Source organism: Bacillus toyonensis BCT-7112 (genome assembly GCF_000496285.1).
In the GTDB taxonomy this organism is placed as follows: Bacteria; Bacillota; Bacilli; order Bacillales; family Bacillaceae_G; genus Bacillus_A; species Bacillus_A toyonensis.
In genome coordinates this window covers 1,291,076-1,310,101 of record NC_022781.1, presented here as the reverse complement: position 1 = coordinate 1,310,101, position 19,026 = coordinate 1,291,076, and the positions used below count along the sequence as shown (strand labels likewise).

Here is a 19,026-nt window from a genome sequence, read left to right as displayed (position 1 = left end):
TATGGACATAGAGGTCAAAAATGAGAAGAAGAAACCTCAGTTAAAGGACCACGAGCTAAAAGCGTTAATTCAAAAAAGTCAAGGTGGAGATCAACAAGCAAGAGATACGATTGTTCAAAGTAATATGCGTCTAGTATGGTCGGTTGTACAGCGTTTTTTGAATCGAGGATACGAACCAGACGATCTATTTCAAATTGGATGTATTGGGCTCTTAAAATCGGTAGATAAATTTGATTTATCTTTCGACGTGAAATTTTCAACATATGCAGTTCCAATGATTATTGGAGAAATTCAACGATTTTTACGTGACGATGGATCAGTGAAAGTAAGTAGATCTTTAAAAGAAACAGGCAACAAAATTCGAAAGATGAGAGACGAGCTTTCGAAAGAATTCGGAAGGGCTCCAACGATTAATGAAGTAGCAGAGGCGCTAGAACTAACGCCTGAAGAAGTTGTTCTGGCGCAAGAAGCGAGTCGTCCTCCTTCATCGATACATGAAACCGTGTATGAAAATGATGGAGACCCTATTACTATTTTAGATCAAATTGCAGATCAATCTGAAACGAAATGGTTTGATAAAATAGCTTTAAAAGAAGCAATTAGAGAATTAGATGAACGAGAACGTCTTATTGTATATTTGCGCTATTATAAAGATCAAACCCAATCAGAAGTAGCAGAGCGCATAGGTATTTCGCAAGTACAAGTTTCAAGACTTGAAAAGAAAATATTAAAACAGATGAAAGATCGAATAGATGAATAACTGTCTATTCGATTTTTTTATGACTTTAATAGGAGGGAGTTGTTAATTTTCGCAAAAATTAACAGAATTTATTGATAATTTAGTTAATTTAAAATATAATCCAAGTATGAACTTGTCATAAAGGGGGAAGGAAACATGGAAACGAGGCAACAATGGGGAACGAGGGCTGGATTTATTTTCGCAGCGGTCGGCTCAGCCGTTGGATTAGGAAACATATGGCGTTTTCCTTATACAGCGTATGAAAATGGAGGAGGTGCATTCTTTTTACCGTACTTATTTGCATTATTAACGACTGGTATTTCATTGCTAGCATTCGAATTCGCTCTTGGGCATCGTCATCGTGGTTCTGCACCACTTACATTCTTCCGTATTCATCCACGTGCTGAATTTATTGGATGGTGGCAAATGTGTGTAACGTTTATCGTTTCAACATATTATGCAGTAATTATCGCTTGGTCTATTTCGTATACGTATTTTGCAATTACTGGAGCGTGGGGGAAAGACACGCAATCATTTTTATTTAAAGAATATTTACATGTTGCAGATAAACCAGGGCAATTTGGGGGGCTTGTGCCAGAAGTATTAATTCCGTTAGCTCTCGTTTGGATTATTGTGCTTGGCGTTGCATTCAAAGGCGTTAAAAAAGGAATCGAAGTTGTTAACCGCATTTTTATTCCTTTATTAGTTGTTATGTTTTTAATTATCGTTGTTCGTGCAGTGACGATGGAAGGTGCGATGCAAGGGTTAGATGCATTCTTTAAACCAGACTGGAGTCGTATTTTTGATGGGAAAGTATGGCTTGCTGCTTATGGACAAATTTTCTTTAGTTTATCTCTAGCATTCGGAATTATGATTACGTATTCTAGTTATTTACCGAAAAACTCAGATACAACAAATAATGCTTTTATTACAGGGTTTGCAAATTCAGGATTTGAATTATTAGCTGGAATTGGAGTTTTTGCTGCTCTTGGATTTATGGCAAATAACATGGGGGTACCAGTTGATAAAGTTGCGAGTGCTGGCGTAGGGCTTGCGTTTGTAGTATTCCCACAAATTATTAATGAATTACCGATGTCACCGTTATTTGGAGTATTATTTTTCTTATCGTTAACTGTTGCTGGAATTACATCACTCATTTCACTTGCGGAAGTATGCTTTGCGGCTGTATCTGAAAAATTTAGTTTGAGTCGTCAAAAGACGATTGGAATTATGGGAACACTTCTCGTGTTAGTTTCTCTTGTTTTTGCAACACGTGGTGGGCTTATGTTTCTAGATGTTGTTGATTATTTCGCTAATAATTTTGGATTAATTACAATTGCACTAGCTGAAGTGGTTACGATAGGTCTTATCTTGCGCCGTCTACCTATTTACCAAAATCATGCTAACTTTGTATCTGATATAAAATTAGGAACGTTTTGGAGAGTTAGTTTACTCGTTATTACTCCACTCATATTAGGGTATATGTTAATTGATGGTGTAATCCAAAATATTAAAAAGAACTACGGAGATTATCCGACGGAATTTGTTGTAACATATGGTTGGTCGATAGCGGCAGCATTCCTTCTAGTCGCACTAGTCATTGGTTTGAAAAAATGGAATGCACAAATACATTCAGATTCTGCCCAGCTTGAAAAAGAATGGAAAGATCGAGGTGTTTCATGATGAGTGGATCAGCGATCATGATGATGGTTATTGGTATCGTAGTCATTTGGGGAGGACTTGCATTAAGTATCGCAAATTTATTTAAGAAAAAGGCATAAGCTAAAAACATCTGTACCGAAACGGTACAGATGTTTTTTTATGAAAAAATTGTATTAGAAAAAAATTCAATAACCATACTACAACTACGAGGAAGAGTGAAGGGGTGAATGAAAATTGGAAGGAACGATTTATATTAAAATGCGCAATCGTTTAAAAATTTCTCCTGCGTATGAAATAAAGCTGAGTGATGTCGCTCAACTTGCAGGAGATTCTTTTGTAGTTGAGTCTTTACAAAATGAAATAGTTTACAACGTAACAGCACATGATAAGACGCATGTTGTAATTGATGTTATGAAAGTAATTGAAATTATTCAACAAAAAGCATCTCATGTACAAATTAATTTACTAGGTTCTGGACAAACTCTTGTTGAAATTATATATGAAAAAAAGAAAGTGCCCCCAATTTTCTTTGGGCTTGTATGGTTGTTGTTGTTCATTGGGGCGGCCCTTGCGATCATTTATTTCCATGAGGATGTAAGTATGCAACAAGTACACCAGCGGTTATATTACATGATTACTGGAGAGTTTAAGGAGCAACCACTATTATTTCAAGTTCCCTATTCAGTAGGTCTTGGATTAGGTATGGTTTTATTTTTTAATCATGTATTTCAAAAGCGAATTAATGAAGAGCCGAGTCCGTTAGAAGTTGAGATGTTTCAATATCAACAGTCGCTTGATCAATATGTAATTGTTAATGAAAACAAGGATAACACGAAACAGCTTGCCGATGATTGAATGTGGGTTTGTTATATTAATTGGTTTAGCTGGCGGGATTGCAGTAGGTAGCGGATATGTTGCCTTTTTGGCTGTACTTGGTATAATCCCTCGTTTAGCTCAATTAACGAGAAGTGGAAAGCATATTCAATATTTTGAGTGGGCTGTCATTGCGGGAACTTTAACTGGGGCTTGGTGTAGTTTGAAAAACATTACATTTCAAACATCGCAATATTGGCTTGTAATATTAGGTTTATTTTGTGGTACATTCATTGGAATGCTTGCTGCGGCATTAACGGAAGTATTAAATGTTTTACCTATTTTAGCGAAACGAGTCGGGGTAGAGGGGAAAATTGTTGTTTTACTCGTTGCTCTTGTACTTGGCAAAGTAATAGGCTCATTGTTTCACTGGATTTATTTCGTAAAGTAGGAGGCAATATATAAATGACAAACCGAAAACTGAAAGATGATTACATAAATAAAGTGAAGGAGTACCATCCAAAGCCAAACTATTTACTAAATTGTGTGAAGGCATTTCTTGTAGGTGGGCTCATTTGTACAGTCGGAGAAATATTGATGAAATTTTATATACATTATTTTCACTTTAGTGAACAAGAGGCAGGAAATCCGACAGTTGCAACTCTTGTTTTATTGTCGGCGATTTTAACAGGATGTGGTGTATATGATAAAATCGGTCAATTTGCTGGAGCAGGATCGGCAGTACCAGTTACAGGATTTGCAAATTCTATGGCGAGCGCTGCGCTAGAACATAAGAGTGAGGGGATTGTTCTAGGGATTGCTACAAACATGTTTAAGCTTGCAGGAAGTGTTATCGTGTTTGGCGTTGTTGGAGCATATATTATCGGATTAATAAGATATACTTTTAAAATTTTTATGTCTTAAAGGAGGGGCGAGTATGAGGTTGACAGGAAAACAAACGTGGGTATTTCAAAATGATATTTACGTAAATGCAACGGGTACTGCTGTCGGTCCGAAAGAAGCTGAAGGCCCTCTTGGAAAATATTTTGATATTTCATATAATGACTTGCATTGTGGAGAGGAAAACTGGGAACTTGCTGAACGAAAATTAATGTCAGACTCAATGCAACAAGCAGTGCAAAAAGGGAATATAAAAACATCACAAATTGATTTCTTTTTAGCGGGCGATTTATTAAATCAAACAGTGACAGCGAATTATGTTGCGCGTCAGTGGGGGATTCCTTTTTTAGGAATGTTTAGCGCTTGTGCGACGTCAATGGAAACTTTAGCAGTTGGATCAGCATTTATAGACGGTGGATTTGCGAATCGTGTCTTAGCTACGGTGAGTAGTCATAATGCAACGGCTGAAAGGCAATTTCGTTATCCAACAGAGTATGGGGGACAAAAGCCAGAAACCGCAAATTCAACTGTTACAGGTGCAGGGTCCATATTAATTAGCAAAGAAAAAAGTGCAATTAAAATTACGGCAGCTACGATTGGAAAAGTGCAAGATTTAGGAATTATGAACCCTTTAGATATGGGATCGGCAATGGCACCAGCTGCTGCTCATACAATCCAACAGCATTTTGAAGATTTAGGAAGAAGCGCAGCTGATTATGATTTGATTGTTACTGGTGATTTATCGGCTGTTGGGACACCAATTGCAAAACAACTTTTACTTGAGGAAGGTTATGACCTTGGGCATATATACAATGATTGTGGATTAATGATTTATGATTCAAATCAAGAAGAAGTGTTTGCAGGTGGCAGTGGTTGTGCTTGTTCCGCTGTTGTCACATACGGCCACTTATTACGTGAAATGCAAAAAGGGAATTTACAACGCATTTTTGTCGTTGCAACGGGGGCTTTATTGAGCCCAATGATGATGCAACAAAAGGAAACGATTCCAACAATTGCGCATGGTGTTGTGTTTGAAAGAGTTAAAGGAGAGTGAATTGTGGATTTTGTATATGCATTTCTTGTAGGAGGAGCGATTTGTGTAATTGGACAAGTATTGTTAGATTTTGCAAAGTTAACACCGGCCCATTTAATGGCAAGTTTTGTAGTTGTCGGAGCCATTTTAGACGGATTCGGATTGTATGATAAGCTTATAAAATTTTCAGGTGCTGGAGCAACAGTCCCTATTACAAGTTTTGGACATTCACTATTACACGGAGCAATGCATGCGGCGGAAAAACATGGGTATTTAGGAATTGGTATCGGCATGTTTAGTTTAACGTCTGCGGGCATTTCCGCAGCTATATTATTTTCATTTTTTGTAGCACTTATATGTAAACCGAAAGGATAAATCAAATGAGACGAAGGGTTGTTTTGGTAACAGATGGAGATGAATATGCAAAGCGGACAATTGAGCTGTTAACAAAGGAATTTGGGGGCAGGTGTATTTCAGCATCGCAAAGTAATCCAACCAAATTGACAGGGAAGAAAGTTGTTGAGCTTATTATGCAAACGCCATATGACCCTGTATTTGTCATGTTTGATGACAGTGGATTTATTGGAGAAGGATCTGGTGAAAAGGCTTTAAAATATGTAGCCACACATAAACAAATTGATGTACTTGGTATTTTAGCGGTAGCATCTAATACACATCATTGGGAATGGGCGCGTGTAGATGTAAGCGTAGATCGGAATGGGAATTTAACAGAATACGGTGTTGATAAATTTGGACTTCCAGATGGTGAAATTGGCAGGATTAGTGGGGATACGATTTATTGTTTAGATGATTTGAATGTTCCAGTCATTGTGGGGGTCGGTGATATTGGCAAGATGTGTGGAAATGATGAATGGGAGCGAGGATCACCTATTACTAGAAAAGCAATTCAATTAATTTTGGAAAGGAGTGGGTTTTATGACGAAGCCTAAAAAAGTGAATATCCCGATTTCGTCTTTTTTAAGTGATAATGAAAATTACTTAAAGCAAACTGTTGGATTGGGTGTCACATATGATGTTGGTATTCGTAAATTTCAAATTTTAAACAAAGAAATTGGTGTGTTATTTGTAAATGGACTTTGTGATACGAATTATATTATCCCTATTTTAGAAGAAGCGGTGGATACAAATGAAATAAGGGATGTAGAAGAAGATACAGTAAAGCTTTTAGAGAATCGTTTAATTCATCAACAAGTAAGTAAAGTAAAAACGATGGATGAAGTAATGCTCCAAGTATTATCAGGGCTTATTGTTATATTTGTGGAAGGTGAAACGGAAGCTTTTGCAATTGATGTTCGTAGTTATCCGGGGCGGACACCGACAGAACCAGATACAGAAAAGGTAGTACGTGGTGCAAGGGATGGTTTTGTTGAAAATATTGTTGTAAATACAGCGTTAATCCGTAGAAGGATCCGCGACCCACGTCTTCGAAATGAAATGGTTCGAGTAGGGGATAGATCACAAACCGATATTTGTATTACATATGTACAAGATGTTGCAAATCCAGATTTAGTGAAGATTATAAAACAAGAATTAAATAATATTGAAGTAGATGGGATTACGATGGCGGATAAAACGGTGGAAGAATTTGTAGTCAAACAAGGTTATAATCCATTCCCGCTTATTCGCTACACAGAAAGGCCAGATGTAGCAGCGAACCATTTGTTAGAAGGACATGTGTTAGTACTTGTTGATACATCACCAAGTGCTATGATCACTCCAACAACATATTTCCACCATTTACAGCATGCAGAAGAATTTAGACAAAATCCAGCTGTAGGTACATTTTTACGTTGGGTACGTTTTTTAGGTGTTATTTTCTCGTTATTTTTATTACCATTTTGGTTAGTATTTGTATTTGATCCAACTCTTTTGCCACCGAATCTTGCTTTTATTGGACCGACTAAGATGACGCATTTACCAATTTTATTACAAGTGTTAATGGCAGAGGTCGGACTTGAGTTTTTAAGAATGGCTGCCATTCACACTCCGACGTCGTTATCGTCTGCGGCGGGGTTAATTTCTGCTATATTAATTGGTCAAATTGCCATTGATGTAGGGTTGTTTGTACCAGAAGTTATTTTATATGTAGCTGTTTCGATGATTGGGGCATATGCAACACCGAGCTATGAATTAGGACTAGGAAATAAGGTTGGGAAATTGTTTGTAATTATTTTAACAGGTCTCTTCCATGAGATAGGGTTTGTAATTGGAATGACGATATTGATTTTATTTTTAACGTCTATAAAAAGTTTACAAACACCGTATTTATGGCCGTTTCTACCATTTGATTGGGGCGCGTTAACGAAAATTTTACTCCGACCAACTATGTCTAGTTTAAAAGTGCGTCCTAGTATTGTGCGACCTCAAAATGTAAGAAGACAAAAATAAACGGGATTATGCTCCCGTTTATTTTTTTATTGAAAATTTATTTTTTTTTAACAAAAACCAAACATTTTTTGTGTACACTTAGAGTAGATATTGTGTATGAAAGGGGAAGAGGACATGATTAAATTATTTGTAAGTGATTTAGATGACACGCTCGTTTACAATGTGAATGATATGCAAAAAGAAGATGAACGTGCACTTTGTTGGCTAGCTGAAAAAGGGACAAATATTTGTTTTGCCTCTGGCCGCTTTACTCACCGAATTGATGAAGTCGTAAAAAAGTTTTCATTCCCGTATTACACAACAGGTTTAAATGGGGCGACAATGTTACTGCCGGACGGTAAAATATTTCATGAATCAAGTTTTGAAGATAGTGTTGCCCAGGAAATATATCGATATATACATAACAAAGGACTAGCAGATATTGTTTGTGCAAATGAGCAGCGATATACAAAAAGAAAAAATGAAAATCATCATACTTTTGAAGAGTATATGGGGGTACATATTGCTGAAATAGAAGCGTTAGAAGAAGAATTTGGTAAGACTGTACATCCAGCGAAATTATTTGTATTTGGAGAAGAAGAGAAAATTGTAGTATTAGATCAAGAGTTACGAAATACGTTTCACAGTGAAGCGGAAGTTTTTATATCAGGTAAACGTTATGTTGATATTATGCCAAGGGGTGTAAGTAAGGGGAGTGCTTTAAGGCGACTAATGGAACATTTAAAAATTGAAGCAAATGAAGTTGCCTGCATTGGAGATTCTTTTAATGACATTTCAATGTTTGAAGTAACCCCGCATTCATTTACTCTTCATCATGCTCATCCATATGTGAAGGAGAAAGCAAATCATGTTGTTCGTTCGGTTGAAGAAGCTGTTATGAAATTACCGTTACTTGTATAAAAAAGAAGCTCGTCACTGACGAGCTTCTTTTTACTTGAATAAAGATTTAACAAAATCAATGATACTTGAGAAGAAATCTTTAACTTTATCTAGGAAACTTTGCCCTTCTTCAGACCCTAAAAAGGCAGAAACGTGTTCTTTTGCTTTATTTAACTGACTGCCAACTTGATTCCAATCGATATTAAGATTTTTCATTTTATCAAATAACGCTACTAAGTTATCCAACTGTTCATCCGTTAATGTAATGCCGAGTTGATCAGCAATTTTTTTAATTAATGAACGTAAATCTTCCGTTGTTTTTGGCTGCTCTTTTGCAATCTCTTCTTTAATTTTTGCAACAAGTTGAACTGCTTTTTCTTCACCAATTTTATCGCCGAGCTGGGCCGTTTGCACCATTTCTTCATTGGCTACTTTTTTTACTTCCTCAGGAATTGCTTTGTTCGATGTTGTTTCATAGGCCTTCATTAAACCTGTTAAAGCAGCAGTTCCTGAAACTTTAAATGGTGCAGTAATTTGAATCTCTGCATCTTTCACACCTGCTGTAATAAGTGCGTTTGTGTACATTGCATCTGTTATTGAATTAATGTTTTTTGAACGTACAATGAGACCAGATCCTGGCTTTGTGTATGTAATCATAGAAGAGGAAATTGCTCGCGTACCAATTTGTGCTTTTGGAACAATTCCTTCTAGAAATTTATGTTCTTCCGCATTAGACACAGTAATAATTGTAGCATCTTTCGGTGCTTTCATTTCTTTTAACAGATCTTGTTTTTGTTGTTCAGATAAGTTTTCTCCTAGTGTAACAATTGATTCTCCCTCAATGATGTCTGCAAATGAAGCTGTTGGCATCATAAATACCGTTACAGCTAATAGCAGAGCTAGTAATTTCGTTTTCACGAAAAATCGCTCCCTTTCTCTTTCTAAAATTTTCGGGCAACACAGTTATTATAGTATATATTTCTTATTTGTCACCTAGCTTTGTCCACATTTCGAAAAAGAAGTATGTAGATTGTCGGATTCTTTTTTGTTTCTAGTCATGAATGTGGTAATATAGTGCTGAGATACTTGAAAGGAGACATATACATATGAAAACTTTAGGATACATATTAATGGAAAATGGTGAAAAAATCGAATTGGAATTTTTCCCAGAAGAAGCACCGAAAACAGTAGAAAACTTTAAAAAATTAGCAGAGCAAGGATTTTATGATGGTGTGACATTCCACCGCGTTATTCCTGGCTTCGTAAGCCAAGGTGGAGACCCAACAGGAACAGGTGCAGGTGGCCCAGGTTACTCTATCCCATGTGAGACTGATGGAAATCCTCATAGACACCTTGTAGGATCACTTTCTATGGCACATGCTGGCCGTAACACAGGTGGTAGCCAATTCTTTGTTGTTCATGAGCCACAACCGCATTTAGATGGCGTACATACTGTATTTGGTAAAGCGACAAGCGGTATTGAAACAGTATTAAACATGCGTCAAGGCGATGTAATGAAAGAAGTTAAAGTTTGGGAAGAGTAAGTTATGGAAAAAGGGAGCTTTTGCTCTCTTTTTTATTTTTTAAATAGGAATGAGTATTTTCTTTACAGTACATGATACAAACTGTACTGTAATTGTTGCTAAAATATATGACTTATGAGAACAAACTTTTAACAAATTACATAGAATACACTAGATTATATGTTTCAATAAACATTTTTTATTATATTAATTTTGCTAGAATTAAGTTGCTCTATGGTGACTAATAATGAAGCGGTAATGAGTAGCGGATGTTACTTTTAACTATCATATAGCATTGTCTTTTTTTAAATCTACTTAGAAAGAAATAGTACTGAAACATATATTTGACTTTCTTCTTTTCGCTTTGTATGATTATCAAGTTGTTTTAGGCTCTTCTCACTCTGTTGAAAATATTGTAAAATGAATGTGATATGAAAAGAGTGATTGAGGGGATTCATAGTTTGTAACTTTTGTAAGAAGGGATAAGGGTTATGTTAATTCGTTTTAAAAAAAGTTATGAAAAAATTGCAATGGGGCTTCTTTCGTTTATGCCAACTGAAAAAGATGTGAAAACATTACAATTGACAATGAAAGAGTATGAAGCGAAAGAGGATTGGCAATTGTATTTGTGGAAGCAAAATGAAGATTTTGTTGGAATAATGGGGATTGTAAAAAAAGAGAATCAAGTATTAGAAATTCAGCATTTGAGTGTGAACCCGTCTCATCGTCATATGGGAATTGGGACGATGATGGTTCAAGAGTTAAAGAGCAAATTTCTTGAGTTTACAATTTGCGGAAATGAGCAAACAGCAAGTTTTTGCGAAAAGTGTAAAGGGCTTGAACAAAATATACATTCATGAAAGCAGGGATAAGTAGTTTATTATCTCTGCTTTCTTTTTTGTAATTGTTCTTTGCGTTCAGTGATGACTTCTGTTCGATCACGTAATGTGTGCTTGTGTAGGATATATTCACTAGGAGTAGCGTTCATATCTTTCCACGGAAGGTTTTGTTTCTGACATAACTGCATACATTTCTTTTCCAATGATGTGTCCGATAATGGTAAAAATAACGGTACAAAACTTTCTTTTTTTTGTATAGATTGCACTCTTTCATTGAGTAAGGGTAGAAGTTGCGTTTGATTGATTCCTAAACGTTGTAAAAGTGCACTGTTTTTTTCTAAAATTGTGATTGCACTTTTCATCATCTTTGTGGCGCCATTCCAGTTAGTGCGTCTTTGGTGGTATAAAGAAACTGCCACTTGAATGAGACCGACTAAGTAATCATCACGATTTCCTCTCGGTTTGGTTTTCCAATACTCTTCCAATATTTCGTGACATTCAAAATAGTCATAGTCTCCGTGAAAATGAATTAAAAATTGTATGTATTCGGTAGGATACATATTTTTCGCCCCTATCTAACGGTTATAAATACAAGTGTATCATAGAAATATGAACAATAAACGACTAGGGGATTTTCCCTAGTCGTTTATTGTTCATGTTAGCAGAAGCAAGCTGCCCCTACAATAATTAGTAAAATAAACAGTACAACAAGTAATGCGAACCCACCGCTAAAACCGCAATCAACGTGACCCATAGTTTTTTGACCTCCTACATTGTTCTTACTACACTGTTATCATATGAAGCTGTGGGCATGATGACATAGGCATAGGTCTATTTTTAATTAAATTTCTTAAAAAGGTTGGATAGAACATGAGTATGCTCTATACTTATGTTGTTATAGAAAAAATGTGGTGGGATGCTTTGTGCAGTATAATTTTAAAGTAGAGGCTTTTGAAGGGCCTTTAGATCTATTGTTACATTTAATACATCGTTATGAAATTGATATATATAATATTCCTGTAGCGGATATTACAGAACAATATTTGTCTTATGTCCATACGATGAAAGAACTACAATTAGATGTTGCAAGTGAGTATTTAGTAATGGCTGCAACGTTATTGCAAATTAAAAGTAAAATGTTGTTGCCGAAACATGAAGAAGATGTACTTGATAATGGTGATGACTTTATAGATGACCCTCGTCAAGAATTGATGGAGAGGTTAATTGAATATAAGAAATATAAGCAAGTTGCTACTGAGTTAAAAGAAAGAGAACAAGAAAGAGCACAGCTATATACACGTCCGCCAATTGATTTTACATCGTTGCAACAAGAAGAGGAGACAAGCTTACCTCTTGATGTTACGTTATATGATATGCTAGCGGCATTTCAAAAATTAATGCGCCGTAAAAAAGCAAAGAAACCTGTAACAGCACGAGTTACTCGTCAAGAAATACCAATTGAACAAAGAATGACTGATATTCTAAAACAGTTAGAAATAAAAGGTGGCCGTCAAAGTTTTTATGATTTGTTTGCTGATGAAGAACGTGAAATAATGGTTGTAACATTTTTAGCGGTTCTTGAGCTTATGAAAAAACAACAAATTAGCATTGAGCAAGAACATAATTTTGATGAAATTTTTGTATCGAGTTCTAATAAATCCGCATAGAGCTTGTATGGGAAATGGGATAGAGAAACAGTTTATCTCATGTTACGTTTTAATGAATCGTTTGGAACAAGAAAAGAAATATTGAACCGAACGCATTGATTGTGATTCGGTTTTTTGATGTGTATTTTTAATGAGAAAATAGGAGGAAGGAGCTCGGACAATGGATAGAAAAGAACAAAAATCAATCATTGAAGGGCTTTTGTTTGTTTCTGGTGATGAAGGGATTTATCCAGAACAAATAGCGAAAGTTCTTGAAATTGAAGTGAATGAAGTAATAGATATTTTAGAAGAAATGCAAAAAGAATATGAAGGTGCACATCGCGGTTTGCAAATTGTACAATATGCAAAAGTATATCGCTTTGCTACAAAGAAAGAACATGCTTCGTACTATCAGAAATTAATAGATATCCCAACAGCTGCCTCACTCTCTCAAGCTGCTCTTGAAACGTTAGCGATCGTTGCATATCGTCAACCGATTACAAGGACAGAAATGGAAGAGATTCGAGGGGTAAAAACGGACAAGGCACTACAAACGTTAGTTTCACACTTACTTATAAAAGAAACTGGCCGAGCAGAAGGTCCAGGGCGTCCTATTTTATATGGAACGACAAAAGAATTTTTGGACACATTTGGATTGAAAACATTAGATGATTTACCGCTACTTTCTGAAGAGAGTGAACAAATGAATGAAGCAGATTTATTCTTCGGTTCTTTACAAGAAATATCAAAATAAAAGCTTAGCATTTTGCTAAGCTTTTTTTGTATATCAATTATATCCCGTGCCATACTAAGTGAAAAAAAAGGAGACGAGTTATGAAGGGTATACGAAGTATTTTGTTGTTAATTTCTGTTTTATTATGTTTTTCTTTAAATAGTACCTCGGCTAAAAGATATATGATGTCTATTCATGCTACGTCTCCTTTACATATGCAGCGGCAACATCTTAGTAAAATGCAAGTGAACTTTTTAAAAGTTGGACAAGGTGATGCAACACTTATTGTATTGCCAAATGGACAAACAATGTTAATTGATGGAGGACCTTATGAAGCAGGAGAGGTTATTATTCAAAAACTAATCGAAAAAGGGATAAACCATTTAGATGTTATTGTCAGTACGCATCCTGATATGGATCATATTGGTGGACTAATTCCGATTGTAGAGCAAATGCCGGTCTCACTTATACTAGATAGTGGAAAAACATATAGCTCTTTTACATATCATACGTATCGAAATAATATTAAGAAAAGGGGAATACCTTTTGTTTCGGTAAAGGAAGGACAATATATACCGCTAGATCCACATGTTTCTATACAGGTATTAAACAATGGGAAATCGAAAGATGAAAATAATGAATCCTCAATTGTTTTAAAGGTTCGATATGGAAAGGCTGACTTTTTATTGATGGGCGATGCTGATGTACGGACGGAACATGAGATATTAAAGCAATTTGATGTACATGCAGATATATTAAAAGTTGGGCATCATGGCTCATATACTTCAACAAGTGAAACGTTTATAAAAAAAGTAGAACCACAGTTCGCTATTCTTTCGTATGGGAGTAGCAATCCGTATGGCCATCCTCACCAAAGTGTAGTAAGGAGATTGAAACGGCACGGTATAATGATATATGGAACAAATAAACGCACTGTAGAAGTGAATACAGATGGGGAACATATTATGATAGGGTCTAGTGGATTAATGCCATTATTGAAGTAATTCATACATTAGAGATGGAGACCGTCCCTTTTTGGAAAAAATGAATAACATATATTATAATTACGAGAGACGTAATTATAATATATGTTTCGTTAAACAAAATGGAAATTTCATTAGAATGTATAGACAACTACTCGTGCGTATATTAAGATAGAATTAGGCGAATAAGGTAATAAGAACAAGTAGGAAAGTTTATGGGAAAGGGTCGATGAAAATGAAAACGCAAATTGTCATCAATGCCAAAATTTACACAGGTCAAGAAGTAGTGGAAAACGGATTTATTCGTTACGCAGAAACAATTAAAGAAATTGGTTTGATGGCTCAATATGTACCACAAGAAGATGAAACTGTTATTGATGCTACAGGGAAGATTGTAATTCCAGGTATGATCGATGTTCATATTCATGGTGGATACGATATTGATGCGATGGATGCAAATAGCGATGGATTAGTAACTCTAGGTAAAGAAATGTTAAAAGAAGGGGTTACAACTTACTTCCCGACAACAATGACACAAGCTCCAGAAGCGATAGAAGCGGCACTAAGTGCTGCAAAGGAAGCGAAAGAAAAAGGAGCACATTTCGAATATATTCATTTAGAAGGACCGTATGTTTCAAAAAAACGTGCAGGTGCACAACCACTAGAACATATCGTTCCTGCGAATATTGAACAGTTTAAACAATGGCAGGAAGCAAGCGGTAATTTAATTAAGTTAGTAACATATGCACCAGAGGAAGAAGGAGCATTAGAGTTTGACCAGTATCTTGCTGAAACTGGTGTTGTTGGCACAATGGGGCATACAGATGCAATTGATGCGCAACTAAAAAATAGAAACATTACACATGCAACACATTTGTACAATCAAATGCGTGGATTACATCACCGTGAACCAGGAGTTGTTGGTCATGTGTTATTAAATCCAGATGTAATGGTTGAAGTAATTACAGATGGCATTCATATTCACCCTGATATGGTGAAATTAGCATATAAATTAAAAGGACCGAAAAAAGTAAGTGTCATTACTGACGCAATGCGAGCAAAAGGTCTTGAAGATGGATTATATGAACTTGGCGGACAGCCAGTACATGTAAAAGATGGTAGTGCTCGATTAGAAGATGGAACGTTAGCTGGTAGTATTCTAAAAATGGATCAAGCTTTCCGAAATGTAATTGAATTTACAGGATGTTCAATCGAAGACGCAGTACGTATGACATCAGTTAACCAGGCAGAAGAGTTTGGATTAAATAATAAAGGTGCGTTAGCGGTAGGGAAAGATGCAGACTTTGTTGTGATGACTGAAAATTTACATGTATATGATACCGTTCGTTTAGGAATTCATATGAAGGAAGGGAAGTAATTAAATGAATATTCTTGTTGTAAAAACTCCAGAAGAATTAGCAGAAGCAGGTTATAAATTAATTGAAGAAGTTGTAAAATCAAAAGAAAATCCAACATTAGGAATGGCTACAGGAAGCTCTCCATTAGGTATTTATGCAGAAATGCGAAAAAATAAACTTGATACAAGTCATGCAACCACTGTAAACTTAGATGAGTACGTAAATTTACCACACGAAGATAAAAACAGCTATCACTATTTCATGCAAGAACAGTTGTTTGATTATCTTCCATTTAAACAAACTTATGTACCAAACGGGATGGCAAGTGATTTAGAGGAAGAGTGCACACGTTACGAGAGCATTCTAGCTGCTAACCCAGTTGACCTACAGATTCTTGGAATCGGTGAAAACGGTCACATCGGATTTAACGAGCCAGGAACAGCATTTAATTCTCCAACTAACATTGTTGAATTAACAGAATCTACACGCCAAGCAAACCTTCGTTTCTTCGAAAAAGAAGAAGATGTGCCAACTCATGCGATTACAATGGGAATTGGAAGCATTATGAAAGCAAAACAAATCCTACTTGTTGCTATGGGGCCTAAAAAGGCAGAAGCACTTAAAGAGTTATTGCAAGGTGAATATAGTGAAGCGTGTCCTGCTACAGTTTTACAACGTCATCCGAATGTAACCGTAATCGCTGATCAAGAAGCTCTATCTTTATGCAGTGAGGCGATTGCTGATGAACATCGACAAGTATTCACCATTTCCGATCTATTATCAGATTCAAGAGTGGGTGAAACAGCTAATTGAGGACGGCGAATGGAAGCCGGGAGACAAAATCCCATCTGAGAATGAACTTTGTGATAAGTTCGAAGTGAGTCGTATGACAATCAGACAGGCGATTAATAATTTAGTGGAACAAGGCTATTTATATCGGAAACGTGGAATTGGAACGTTTGTCCAACTTCCGAAAGTGGAACAAAAATTGCAAGGAATGACGGGATTCACAGAAGATATGATTTCTCGCGGGATGAACCCAAGTAGTCAATTACTTAGTTTCCGCCTAGTTCCAGCTACTGCGAAAATAGCAGACCGGTTGAGAATACAGGAGGGGGAGTCGGTTTATGAAGTGAGGCGTATTCGCTTAGCTGATGATGAACCGATTGCTTTTGAGACGACATATTTGTCGCCAGCTCTTGTAAAAGATATTAACGAAGAAATATTGCAACAATCTTTATATGAACATTTAGAGAAAAAACTGGGCTTTAAGCTTGTTAGCGCTACTCAATCAATTGAAGCTTCCATTGCAACGGATAATGAAGCTGAACATCTGCATATTCCTAAAAAGGCGCCTGTGCTTGTAATGCGCCAATGGTCATATTCAGAAGGTGAGATACCGTTAGAGTATGTGAAATGTATTTATCGTGGGGATCGTTATAAATTTATTACAAACATCGCACGTAACAAATAATATATTTCAGTTTGTAAAGTACAGTAAATTTTAAAGTGTTTAACATGTAAAGAAATAAAAATACGACTCATCCTTATAAGGAGTGAGTCGTATTTTTATTATGAGTAATTACGTGGTTAACAGCATCTTTAACCGTATTTACTACATAGTGAGCGTGCTCTTTTACTGCGTCATCTGCTTGAGACATAGCAAAACTGTGAGGAGTTAAAGAGAACATTGGAATATCATTATAAGAATCCCCTATGCAAGCAATTTCCTCTGGTTGTATTTGAAATTCTTTTAATAAAATAGAAATAGCAGAACCTTTACTAATATTAGGTGGCATTACATCTAAACATTGTTCTGCTGAAATGAAGGTGCTAACTTTCCCATGAAATTTTTCATCAATTTTTTTCTGAAGGAGTTGTAAGCTTTCCTTCGTTCCACCGACAGAAATTTTATTTGGAAAAATTGTATCATCAATTTTCTGTAATAGATTAGGTTCTTCAACAGAAGTCATCGTTACTTGTTGTTCAAGTTCATGAATAAACGGTGTTTTTTCTTCAATGTAGTAGCTATGTTCATCACTTACATAACGGAAATAAGGGTCTTCATTTGTCATAGCTAACAAATCTGGAAGAATGCTGGAATCGAAAGTTGCAGATAATAGCTTCTTATTTTCATGTGTATATACAAAAACACCATTTACACTAATGCGATGGAAATTTGTATTAACCGCTCTCATTAAGTCTGCAATTTCATTATCAAGTCTTCCAGAAGCGAAACAAAGAATTACATTTTGTTCAGCTAAGCTGCGCAAAGCGATAATATCTTGTTCGTCGATAAAACCTCCGTGTTGCATCATTGTTCCATCAATATCACTTACAAACATTTTAATCATGTTGCAATCTCCTTTCTATGTACAGTTGCCCTTACATTATACGCATCATATACAAACATGTCTAAAAAATGAATTTTTATTAAATGGTAGATGTTTTACATTGACGACAAAGAAGAATATTCTGTAACATAAAAGCAGGCTATTTAAGTACGAGGGTGGTGTTATATGAGTAATTATCTAGAAATTAAAAAAGTTTTAAATAATAATGTCATCATTGCTAGCCATCCTGAACACGAGGAAGTAGTAGTGATTGGTAAAGGAATTGGATTTGGAAAAAAAGCGAAAGATGTATTGGAGCAAGTACAAATTGAAAAAATGTTTGTTTTAAAAAATGAACGTGATCGAGAACAATACAAACTGTTAGTGCCGCATGTGAGTGAAAAATTAATTGAATTAATGAATGACATTATGTTCTACATTCAAGAAAAGGCAAAATCGCCATTAAATGAACATATTCACATCGCTTTAACAGATCATATTTCTTTTGCAGTTAAGCGGTTAAAACAAGGACTTACAATAGATAATCCTTTTCTGGTTGAAACGAAAATGCTATATCCAGAAGAATACGAAATTGCTGAAGGTGTTGTAGACCTTTTAAATTCTCGTTTGCAAATTACATTGCCAGAAGGAGAAATTGGTTTTATTGCACTCCATATTTACAGTTCACTTACAAATTCAGATTTATCTTCAGTTAATCAAAACTCCCGTCTCATTGCACAACTTGTATCTTTAATTGAAACAAGCTTACAAATTACATTAGACCAAGAAAGTATTCACTATTTGCGCCTTATTCGTCATTTACAATATGCTATTGAACGGGTGAAAAAGGGAGAAAAAGTTGAGGAATCACAAAGCTTTGCTGATTTATTAAAGGCAGAATATCCCGTCTGTTATAATTTAGCCTGGAAGCTGGTTAAGGTCATGCAAAAAGAATTGCAATTGCCTGTATATGAAGCTGAAAGTATTTATTTAACAATGCACTTGCAACGATTAGTGAAAGCGGAGCATGTGTAAAAAGACATATATTTTTGTCTAAAATGAAAACGTTAAAAAAAATCATTGAATCGCTTACAATAGTTATGTATAATAACTATTGCAAAGTTATACAAATTTCGACAAACACATTAAGGTAAGTAACGAAAACGTTTGCCTTAA

Annotated in this window: 24 protein-coding genes; 20 read left to right on the top strand and 4 right to left on the bottom strand. The window is 35.7% G+C overall.

The features are described 5' to 3' along the window. Position 1: 1 nt before the first annotated feature. The 11 genes from sigF (at position 2) to BTOYO_RS06595 (ending at position 8,456) form a co-directional block, all read left to right on the top strand. Complete coding sequence (sigF, locus tag BTOYO_RS06645) at positions 2-760, top strand: RNA polymerase sporulation sigma factor SigF (RefSeq protein WP_000350732.1); 759 nt, start codon at positions 2-4, stop codon at positions 758-760. 135 nt (positions 761-895) lie between these two features. Beyond that, on the top strand, positions 896-2,422 hold the full coding sequence (locus tag BTOYO_RS06640; protein ID WP_000450074.1) for a sodium-dependent transporter: 1,527 nt from the start codon (positions 896-898) through the stop codon (positions 2,420-2,422). Continuing rightward, complete coding sequence (locus tag BTOYO_RS06635; protein ID WP_000016826.1) at positions 2,422-2,520, top strand: methionine/alanine import family NSS transporter small subunit; 99 nt, start codon at positions 2,422-2,424, stop codon at positions 2,518-2,520. Before BTOYO_RS06640 ends, BTOYO_RS06635 begins: the two co-directional genes overlap by 1 nt. 139 nt (positions 2,521-2,659) lie before the next feature. Continuing rightward, positions 2,660-3,256: a stage V sporulation protein AA gene (locus tag BTOYO_RS06630; protein ID WP_002044763.1), complete on the top strand. Its 597-nt coding sequence runs from the start codon at positions 2,660-2,662 to the stop codon at positions 3,254-3,256. After that, a complete protein-coding gene (gene spoVAB, locus BTOYO_RS06625; protein WP_000568664.1) occupies positions 3,249-3,665 on the top strand; it encodes a stage V sporulation protein SpoVAB in 417 nt (138 codons plus the stop codon). The genes BTOYO_RS06630 and spoVAB overlap by 8 nt, the downstream gene beginning before the upstream one ends. A 14-nt stretch (positions 3,666-3,679) precedes the next feature. Further along, positions 3,680-4,138: a stage V sporulation protein AC gene (spoVAC, locus tag BTOYO_RS06620; protein WP_000184907.1), complete on the top strand. Its 459-nt coding sequence runs from the start codon at positions 3,680-3,682 to the stop codon at positions 4,136-4,138. 13 nt (positions 4,139-4,151) lie between these two features. Further along, the gene (spoVAD, locus tag BTOYO_RS06615) at positions 4,152-5,168 is read left to right on the top strand and encodes a stage V sporulation protein AD (RefSeq protein ID WP_001241169.1); all 1,017 of its coding nucleotides are present in this window, start codon (positions 4,152-4,154) and stop codon (positions 5,166-5,168) included. 3 nt (positions 5,169-5,171) lie between these two features. Continuing rightward, positions 5,172-5,522, top strand: a complete 351-nt coding sequence (gene spoVAE, locus BTOYO_RS06610) for a stage V sporulation protein AE (protein ID WP_000348323.1) — start codon at positions 5,172-5,174, stop codon at positions 5,520-5,522. 5 nt (positions 5,523-5,527) lie between these two features. Next, positions 5,528-6,097: a stage V sporulation protein SpoVABEA gene (gene spoVAEA / locus BTOYO_RS06605; protein ID WP_001254416.1), complete on the top strand. Its 570-nt coding sequence runs from the start codon at positions 5,528-5,530 to the stop codon at positions 6,095-6,097. After that, positions 6,084-7,556 carry a spore germination protein SpoVAF gene (spoVAF, locus tag BTOYO_RS06600; protein WP_000165603.1) on the top strand — a complete coding sequence of 491 codons (1,473 nt, stop codon included), beginning with the start codon at positions 6,084-6,086 and terminating at the stop codon, positions 7,554-7,556. Before spoVAEA ends, spoVAF begins: the two co-directional genes overlap by 14 nt. A gap of 96 nt (positions 7,557-7,652) precedes the next feature. Beyond that, entirely contained in the window at positions 7,653-8,456 is an 804-nt protein-coding gene (locus tag BTOYO_RS06595; RefSeq protein ID WP_002039528.1) for a Cof-type HAD-IIB family hydrolase, read from the top strand. Between the two features lie 30 nt (positions 8,457-8,486). Here BTOYO_RS06595 and BTOYO_RS06590 read toward each other — a convergent pair whose 3' ends face one another. Then, positions 8,487-9,353 carry a DUF1002 domain-containing protein gene (locus BTOYO_RS06590; RefSeq protein ID WP_000850510.1) on the bottom strand — a complete coding sequence of 289 codons (867 nt, stop codon included), beginning with the start codon at positions 9,351-9,353 and terminating at the stop codon, positions 8,487-8,489. Positions 9,354-9,541: 188 nt separating this feature from the next. On the opposite strand from BTOYO_RS06590, the gene BTOYO_RS06585 reads away from it, so the two are divergent. Both BTOYO_RS06585 and ribT read left to right on the top strand, forming a co-directional pair. Further along, a complete protein-coding gene (locus BTOYO_RS06585) occupies positions 9,542-9,979 on the top strand; it encodes a peptidylprolyl isomerase (RefSeq protein ID WP_000853789.1) in 438 nt (145 codons plus the stop codon). Positions 9,980-10,449: 470 nt separating this feature from the next. Next, positions 10,450-10,818 carry a GNAT family N-acetyltransferase RibT gene (gene ribT / locus BTOYO_RS06580; protein WP_000908405.1) on the top strand — a complete coding sequence of 123 codons (369 nt, stop codon included), beginning with the start codon at positions 10,450-10,452 and terminating at the stop codon, positions 10,816-10,818. A gap of 20 nt (positions 10,819-10,838) precedes the next feature. Here the strand turns inward: ribT and BTOYO_RS06575 are convergent, their stop codons facing one another. After that, a complete protein-coding gene (locus BTOYO_RS06575) occupies positions 10,839-11,357 on the bottom strand; it encodes a DUF309 domain-containing protein (protein WP_000283584.1) in 519 nt (172 codons plus the stop codon). A gap of 98 nt (positions 11,358-11,455) precedes the next feature. Beyond that, the gene (locus tag BTOYO_RS25995) at positions 11,456-11,551 is read right to left on the bottom strand and encodes a YjcZ family sporulation protein (RefSeq protein WP_000510194.1); all 96 of its coding nucleotides are present in this window, start codon (positions 11,549-11,551) and stop codon (positions 11,456-11,458) included. A gap of 169 nt (positions 11,552-11,720) precedes the next feature. On the opposite strand from BTOYO_RS25995, the gene scpA reads away from it, so the two are divergent. The 6 genes from scpA to phnF all read left to right on the top strand — a co-directional run bounded on the left by scpA (position 11,721) and on the right by phnF (position 16,991). Next, a complete protein-coding gene (gene scpA, locus BTOYO_RS06570; protein ID WP_001199750.1) occupies positions 11,721-12,464 on the top strand; it encodes a segregation/condensation protein A in 744 nt (247 codons plus the stop codon). A 160-nt stretch (positions 12,465-12,624) separates the two neighbouring features. Further along, positions 12,625-13,197: a segregation/condensation protein ScpB gene (gene scpB, locus BTOYO_RS06565; protein ID WP_000375175.1), complete on the top strand. Its 573-nt coding sequence runs from the start codon at positions 12,625-12,627 to the stop codon at positions 13,195-13,197. 80 nt (positions 13,198-13,277) lie between these two features. Beyond that, positions 13,278-14,180 carry a ComEC/Rec2 family competence protein gene (locus BTOYO_RS06560; RefSeq protein ID WP_000676377.1) on the top strand — a complete coding sequence of 301 codons (903 nt, stop codon included), beginning with the start codon at positions 13,278-13,280 and terminating at the stop codon, positions 14,178-14,180. A 214-nt stretch (positions 14,181-14,394) separates the two neighbouring features. Next, positions 14,395-15,537, top strand: a complete 1,143-nt coding sequence (nagA, locus tag BTOYO_RS06555) for an N-acetylglucosamine-6-phosphate deacetylase (RefSeq protein ID WP_000856950.1) — start codon at positions 14,395-14,397, stop codon at positions 15,535-15,537. Positions 15,538-15,541: 4 nt separating this feature from the next. Continuing rightward, a complete protein-coding gene (gene nagB / locus BTOYO_RS06550; protein WP_001024199.1) occupies positions 15,542-16,330 on the top strand; it encodes a glucosamine-6-phosphate deaminase in 789 nt (262 codons plus the stop codon). After that, complete coding sequence (gene phnF / locus BTOYO_RS06545; RefSeq protein ID WP_073990542.1) at positions 16,260-16,991, top strand: phosphonate metabolism transcriptional regulator PhnF; 732 nt, start codon at positions 16,260-16,262, stop codon at positions 16,989-16,991. The genes nagB and phnF overlap by 71 nt, the downstream gene beginning before the upstream one ends. Before the next feature lie 73 nt (positions 16,992-17,064). Here phnF and BTOYO_RS06540 read toward each other — a convergent pair whose 3' ends face one another. Next, the gene (locus BTOYO_RS06540) at positions 17,065-17,871 is read right to left on the bottom strand and encodes a Cof-type HAD-IIB family hydrolase (protein ID WP_000594219.1); all 807 of its coding nucleotides are present in this window, start codon (positions 17,869-17,871) and stop codon (positions 17,065-17,067) included. Between the two features lie 165 nt (positions 17,872-18,036). Here BTOYO_RS06540 and glcT point away from each other — a divergent pair, with 165 nt between their 5' ends. After that, on the top strand, positions 18,037-18,885 hold the full coding sequence (gene glcT, locus BTOYO_RS06535) for a glucose PTS transporter transcription antiterminator GlcT (RefSeq protein ID WP_000073870.1): 849 nt from the start codon (positions 18,037-18,039) through the stop codon (positions 18,883-18,885). Positions 18,886-19,026: the final 141 nt, after the last annotated feature.

Coding starts and splice junctions, on each gene's coding strand:
- BTOYO_RS06540 (WP_000594219.1), bottom strand. CDS start 17,871: ATGATTAAAATGTTTGTAAGTGATATTGATGGAACAATGATGCAACAC.
- spoVAD (WP_001241169.1), top strand. CDS start 4,152: ATGAGGTTGACAGGAAAACAAACGTGGGTATTTCAAAATGATATTTAC.
- nagB (WP_001024199.1), top strand. CDS start 15,542: ATGAATATTCTTGTTGTAAAAACTCCAGAAGAATTAGCAGAAGCAGGT.
- sigF (WP_000350732.1), top strand. CDS start 2: ATGGACATAGAGGTCAAAAATGAGAAGAAGAAACCTCAGTTAAAGGAC.
- BTOYO_RS06560 (WP_000676377.1), top strand. CDS start 13,278: ATGAAGGGTATACGAAGTATTTTGTTGTTAATTTCTGTTTTATTATGT.
- ribT (WP_000908405.1), top strand. CDS start 10,450: ATGTTAATTCGTTTTAAAAAAAGTTATGAAAAAATTGCAATGGGGCTT.
- BTOYO_RS06575 (WP_000283584.1), bottom strand. CDS start 11,357: ATGTATCCTACCGAATACATACAATTTTTAATTCATTTTCACGGAGAC.
- nagA (WP_000856950.1), top strand. CDS start 14,395: ATGAAAACGCAAATTGTCATCAATGCCAAAATTTACACAGGTCAAGAA.
- spoVAB (WP_000568664.1), top strand. CDS start 3,249: ATGATTGAATGTGGGTTTGTTATATTAATTGGTTTAGCTGGCGGGATT.
- BTOYO_RS06585 (WP_000853789.1), top strand. CDS start 9,542: ATGAAAACTTTAGGATACATATTAATGGAAAATGGTGAAAAAATCGAA.
- spoVAF (WP_000165603.1), top strand. CDS start 6,084: ATGACGAAGCCTAAAAAAGTGAATATCCCGATTTCGTCTTTTTTAAGT.
- scpB (WP_000375175.1), top strand. CDS start 12,625: ATGGATAGAAAAGAACAAAAATCAATCATTGAAGGGCTTTTGTTTGTT.
- BTOYO_RS06635 (WP_000016826.1), top strand. CDS start 2,422: ATGAGTGGATCAGCGATCATGATGATGGTTATTGGTATCGTAGTCATT.
- BTOYO_RS06630 (WP_002044763.1), top strand. CDS start 2,660: ATGCGCAATCGTTTAAAAATTTCTCCTGCGTATGAAATAAAGCTGAGT.
- BTOYO_RS25995 (WP_000510194.1), bottom strand. CDS start 11,551: ATGGGTCACGTTGATTGCGGTTTTAGCGGTGGGTTCGCATTACTTGTT.
- spoVAEA (WP_001254416.1), top strand. CDS start 5,528: ATGAGACGAAGGGTTGTTTTGGTAACAGATGGAGATGAATATGCAAAG.
- glcT (WP_000073870.1), top strand. CDS start 18,037: ATGAGTAATTATCTAGAAATTAAAAAAGTTTTAAATAATAATGTCATC.
- BTOYO_RS06595 (WP_002039528.1), top strand. CDS start 7,653: ATGAAAGGGGAAGAGGACATGATTAAATTATTTGTAAGTGATTTAGAT.
- phnF (WP_073990542.1), top strand. CDS start 16,260: ATGAACATCGACAAGTATTCACCATTTCCGATCTATTATCAGATTCAA.
- spoVAC (WP_000184907.1), top strand. CDS start 3,680: ATGACAAACCGAAAACTGAAAGATGATTACATAAATAAAGTGAAGGAG.
- BTOYO_RS06640 (WP_000450074.1), top strand. CDS start 896: ATGGAAACGAGGCAACAATGGGGAACGAGGGCTGGATTTATTTTCGCA.